Source organism: Pseudomonas sp. HMWF006, assembly GCF_003061205.1.
Taxonomy (GTDB): Bacteria; Pseudomonadota; Gammaproteobacteria; order Pseudomonadales; family Pseudomonadaceae; genus Aquipseudomonas; species Aquipseudomonas monsensis.
The window spans coordinates 1-3,865 of record NZ_QAIU01000405.1 but is presented as its reverse complement, the minus strand read 5'-3'; the positions used below and the strand labels follow the sequence as shown (position 1 = coordinate 3,865).

At 60.6% G+C, this 3,865-nt stretch carries 3 protein-coding genes and 1 tRNA gene; all 4 read right to left on the bottom strand.

Annotation, left to right across the window (positions count from 1 at the left end; translation table 11 throughout):
• The coding region (locus DBR24_RS16815; RefSeq protein ID WP_158277040.1) for an NAD(P)-binding protein at positions 1 to 215 on the bottom strand (215 nt) is incomplete at its 3' end.
• A 223-nt stretch (positions 216 to 438) separates the two neighbouring features.
• Complete coding sequence (locus DBR24_RS16810; protein ID WP_007910086.1) at positions 439 to 900, bottom strand: Lrp/AsnC family transcriptional regulator; 462 nt, start codon at positions 898 to 900, stop codon at positions 439 to 441.
• Positions 901 to 1,032: 132 nt separating this feature from the next.
• Positions 1,033 to 1,109 (bottom strand) — tRNA-Ile (locus tag DBR24_RS16805).
• A 15-nt stretch (positions 1,110 to 1,124) separates the two neighbouring features.
• Positions 1,125 to 3,865: EAL domain-containing protein (locus tag DBR24_RS16800; protein ID WP_128615309.1), on the bottom strand; the 2,741-nt coding region annotated here is incomplete at its 5' end.

Genomic DNA, 3,865 nt, shown 5'->3' with positions numbered 1-3,865 from the left:
ACCGGTTTCAAGCCGAGCTTCATCAGTTCGTAAGCGGCCACCAGGCCGGCGATACCCGCGCCGACAATCGCCACTTCCGCGCCGTGATGGTGTTCAGGAATGCTGCCGAGACCTGCCGGGTGTTCGATCCAGTCGTCGAAAGCGAAGGGAAAGTCCGGACCGAAAATGGTGACTGGCTTTTTACCGTCTGCAGGATGGCGATTGTTCTTGTTCATGGCTGACCTTGCTGGCGAACCGACGCTGAGTGCGCGTCTGAGTATAGGAAAAGATGCCAGCCATTCTAGGGAGCGTAGAACACGTTAATAAGACGCAAAGTGTCGTCGTTTTGCTAATTAACTGAACAATATGACGATTAGAGACTACACACCGACCAAAATATAGGAGCGAGCCTGCTCGCGAAGAGGCCTTGTAATCCACCCGAGAAGTCCGGACACAACCTTAAACCGGCTGCCCCCGATCAATCTTGCTACTCAAAATAATCGACGTCGTGGTCTTCTCCACCCCATCCACACTGCCAATCTGATCCAGCAACTGATCCAGCTGCTCCGGCGAATCCGTGCGCAACCACGCCACATAGTCAAATTCGCCACTCACCGCACACAACTGCTGCACCTGCGCCATCGCACTCAAGCGCCGCAACACCTCTTTGCCGGAACGCGGCTGCACCTTGATCCCGACATACGCCTGCAACCCGCCATCGACCACCCGCTGCCCCAGGCGCACGCCATACCCGGTGATCACTTTGGCCTTTTCCAGCCGCGCCAGCCGCGAAGTCACGGTGGTGCGCGCAATACCCAACTGCCGGGCGAGCATGGCCACGCTCTCGCGGGCGTTGATCTGCAGGGCGGCGATTAGCTGGCGGTCGATTTCATCAAGCACGGGCGGGCGGATGTCGGGCAAGGGAGGCTCCATGGGGCGCGAATCTTGGTGGAGCATGTTACAGCGTCAACCGACTGGATATGTAAGCCCCTTATCGTTGTCGGGGGCTGAACGCGGAAACGAAAAAGCCGCGCAATGCGCGGCTTTCAAATGTGGTGGGCCCACACGGACTTGAACCGTGGACCAAAGGATTATGAGTCCTCTGCTCTAACCAACTGAGCTATAGGCCCTCAGTAGGTCGCGGATTATAGCGACGGTTTCTCTGCTGTGCTATCCGAATAATCCGATACGGTTGCGCGAAGAAACGTCGCGGCGAACTCTTCCGGTGGCAGCGGCAGGCTGACGATGTAGCCCTGGATCTGTTCGCAGCCTTCGGCGGCGAGGAATTGTTGCTGGGCCTGGGTTTCGACGCCTTCGGCGATCACGGTGAATTGCATGCTCCGGCCCAGGGCGATGATCGCCCGCACAATCGCCGCGTCGTGGGGATCGTCCGGCAGGCCGCGGACGAACGACTGGTCGATCTTGAGGATGTCCAGCGGCAGGCGCTTGAGGTAGCTGAGTGAGGAATAGCCGGTGCCGAAGTCGTCGATGGCCAGTTGTACGCCGAGGCGTTTGAGTTGGTGCAGCACGGCCAGAGCCTCCTCGGCCTGACTCATGATGAAGTTCTCGGTAATCTCCAGTTGCAGTAAATCCGGCATCAGACGGTTGTCTTTGAGCAGTTGCTCAATGCGTCCGAGCAGATTTGGCTGGCGCAGCTGCGCACCGGCGAGGTTGACCGAGAGCGGGCCGAGGCTGTCGTAGACCTGGTTCCACTCGAACATCTGCCGGCACGCGGTCTCCAAGACCCAGTCGCCAATCTGCAGGATCATGCCGTTCTCTTCGGCCAGCGGGATGAAGTGCTCGGGCGGCACCTCGCCAAAGGTCGGGTGGCGCCAGCGAATCAGCGCTTCGGCGCCGACCAGTCGATGATCGTCGAGGCTGATTTTCGGCTGGTAGTAGAGGAGTAATTCATCGCGCTCGATGGCCCGGCGCAACTCGTGTTCCAGCGCCACGCGCTCGCTGGCCTGGGCGGTGAGGTCGCGGGTGTAGCTTTCGACGCGGTTGCGGCCCTTGGCCTTGGAGCGGTACATCGCCGCATCGGCGTTTTTCACCAGAGTGGCGACATCGCAACCGTCGCGCGGATACAGGCTGGTGCCGATGCTGGCGCTGATGAAGAACTCGTGTTCGCCGGCCTGGAACGGTGCGCCGAAGCAGTTGAGCAGTTTGGTGGCGATATGGTCGGCATCGCTGGCCTGGTGCAGGCCAGGCAGCAGGATGATGAATTCATCGCCCCCCAGACGGGCGACGGTGTCGATGTCGCGCAGCTGTTCTTTCAAACGCACCGCGATGCCCTTGAGCAGCAGGTCGCCGACCGGGTGACCGAGGCTGTCATTGATGTGCTTGAAGCGGTCGAGATCGAGAAACAGCACCGCGCCCTGACCGCCGTTTTCCTGCTGGCTGTTCAACGCGGTGAGCAGGCGACTTTCAAACAGGGTGCGGTTCGGCAGGCCGGTCAGCGGGTCGTGATGCGCCTGGTAATCGAGCTTGGCCTGGGCGTGCTTGAGGCTGGAAATATCGGCAAACACCGCGACGAAGTGGGTGATGAATTTGTCGCGATTGCGCACGGCGCTGATGGTCAGCCAGCTCGGATACAGCTCGCCGTTTTTACGCCGGTTGGAGATTTCGCCTTGCCAGTGTCCCTCGTCGGTCAACTGGTGCCACATCGCTGCATAAAACGCGCTGTCGTGCAGGCCGGAGGCGAGCAGGCGCGGTGTATGGCCGAGGGCTTCGCTTTCGCTGTAGCCAGTGATTTCGGTGAAGGCGCGATTGACTGCGCTGATGTGTTGCTGGGTGTCGGTGATCAACACGCCTTCGGCGGTGCTCTCGAACACGGTCGCAGCCTGTTGCAGTTTTTCCTGCATCAAATGACGTTCGGTGATATCGCGGGCGATGGTCAGCATGCAGTCTTCTTCGCCAATCGGCAGCGGTCGGCTGGACACTTCGCACAGGCGAATCTGCCCGTCGCTGCGGCGGATATGGCAGGTGAAGTCGCGGACGAAGCCGTCGCGGTGCAGCAGGTCGAGCATCTGCTTGCGTTCGTTGAGGTTGACCCAGATGCCCAGATCCAGCGCCGAGCGATCCACCGACATGGCGCTATTGAAACCGGTGATGCGACTGAAGCCTTCGTTGACCTCCAGCAGCAAGCCGTCGCTCTGGCGCGACAGCAGCAAACCGTCCGGCGAGGCATGGAAGGCCTTGGCGAACTTCTCTTCGGAAGTTTGCAGTTGTTGCTGGGTTTCCTTGAGCTGGGTGATGTCGCGCACCACGACCACGAGCGCCGGCGTGGTGTCGAGGTCGAACGGCTCGGCAGAGATCAGGCCGGTGAACACCTGGCCATTGTGGCGGCGAAAGGGCATCTCCAGGTTGCGGATGCTGCCGGCCTGCAATCGCTGCAACAACCCCGGCCCGACCCCGGGAATGCCCCAGATGTTGAGCTCGGTGGCGGTCTGGCCGATGACCTCTTCGGCTTTCAGGCCGATCTGTTCTTCAAAGGCTTCGTTGACCTCCAGCAGGCAGCCGTCCGACAGCCGTGCAATCACCAGAATGTCCGGGCATTGCTGGAACACCGAGGCGAACTTCTGCTCCGACAGGCGCAGGGCTTCTTCCGTGCGCTTGGTTTCGCTGATATCAATCATCAGGCCGCGCATCACGGGTTCATGGCCGTGCTCGATCAGGCTGACGATATCGCGTACCCACAGGCAGCGGCCGTCGGCGGTGATCACCCGGTAATCGAGGCTGTGATCGCGGCCGGCCAACACTTCGTGGTCGCAGAACGCTTGTGCGCGGGTCAGGTCCGCCGGGTGAATAATGTTGCGCCAGAACCCCGGGATCAGCCAATGGGACAGGGGATAACCGAGCAAATCTTCAGCGTGGGGCGACACATAGC